Annotated in this window: 1 protein-coding gene; it reads right to left on the reverse strand. The window is 65.0% G+C overall.

The genetic code is table 11. The features are described from left to right. Nucleotides 1-354 precede the first annotated feature (354 nt). On the reverse strand, nt 355-1,440 hold the full coding sequence (locus tag B5D37_RS14525; protein WP_078759447.1) for an IS110 family RNA-guided transposase: 1,086 nt from the start codon (nt 1,438-1,440) through the stop codon (nt 355-357). Between the last annotated feature and the right edge of the window lie 43 nt (nt 1,441-1,483).

Consider the following 1,483-nt stretch of genomic DNA (forward strand, 5'->3'; position numbering starts at 1 on the left):
GGCCTAACAATTCCGTAAGGAGTTCCCCGTCATGCCTGGGCGCATGATGTTCTGGCCTGTGCGGTTGGCCTTCGCGCATTACCTGTTTGTTTCAGTTGCTGTGGGTGTTGCCGGTGCGCGGCGGGTCGACAGTCGCCAGACTGCATTTCCGTAATCGGTCTTGTGGGGCCGGTGGTACGTGGCCCGGACCAGGGTAAAAACCGCACCCGAAGGCCTCTCTCGTCCAGTGGTCTTGCCCATGTCCGGGGATCAGCCGGTCCATGTGTTCGGTGACCGTATTGTTAGCCAGGCTCTCTTCGGGTCGGTCTGACCTGTTTGTCTACCGCGTCGCGCTGGTGCTGCTGGAACCGGCGGCTACGCCGCCAACGAACGTTTTGACTTGCCTCGTTGCGTCATCGGGTGGCGCATCCATGCGTGGGGATCGTAGTCTTCGCCGCGCGCCAGGATCGCCCACATCTGGCGGGCATGCTTGTTGGCGATGGCGACCAGCACCTTGCCGAACGGCAGGCGACTGGCCAGCGACTGGATCCACAGTTGTTCCGGGGTGGCGCGGCCGCGGTCGACGGCCTTGGCCCGCTGCAGGCTGCTTCGGGCGCCCTGGATGAGCAGGGTTCGAAGGTAGCTGTCGCCGCGGCAACTGATGGATCCGAGCCGGCTCCTGCCACCGCTGGAGTACTGGGTCGGCACCAGTCCCAACCAGGCGGCCAGCTGGCGGCCGTTCTTGTAATCAGCCGCCGTGCCGACAGTTGCGACCAATGCGTCTGCCGTCAGCGGCCCCACGCCGGTGATCCGTTGCAGCCGCAGGCAGCGCTCGTCAGTGCGGGCCTGCCCGGTGATGGTGGCATCGCAGGCGGCGATGCGCTCGTGCAACTGCCGCCAATGCGATTGCAACCCGTCAATCAGTGGCAGCAGTCCGGGTGGGAGCGCGGCGCGGATCCGGTCATCACCCAAAGTCCGGCGCAACGCGACGTCGCTGCGGGAGATTGCGATGCCGAACTCGGCAAGCAGGCCGCGCAACCGGTTGGCCGTGGCCAGCGCTTCAACCTTGTAGCCTTCGCGCACGCGGTGCCAGCTGAGTCGGGCCTGCTGCTCGACGGTCTTGACCGGCACGAAACGCATGTTGCCCTGGCGCGCGGCAGTGGCGATGGCCTCGGCATCGTTGCGATCGTTCTTGGCCGACTGGCTCTTGCGGAACGGCTTGACGAACTGCGCGGCGATCAGCCTGGGGTTGAGGCCATGTTCGCTGCAGCGCCGCGCCCAATGATGGGCACCGCTACAGGCTTCCATCGCCACGATCGCCCCCGCTGGACATTGCGCAAGCCAGGCGGCGAACGCATCGCGGCGCATCTCGCGACGCTGCATGACACGGCCGGAGCCGTCGAGCATGCAGGTGGAAAACACCTGCTTCGACAGATCGATACCAAGGGTTATAGTCGCCATGGAGACTTCTCCTCTGCGTTGATTGAGTCGCAACCCAATCATG

The sequence above is a fragment of the Lysobacter spongiicola DSM 21749 genome (assembly GCF_900167055.1).
Classification (GTDB): domain Bacteria; phylum Pseudomonadota; class Gammaproteobacteria; order Xanthomonadales; family Xanthomonadaceae; genus Novilysobacter; species Novilysobacter spongiicola.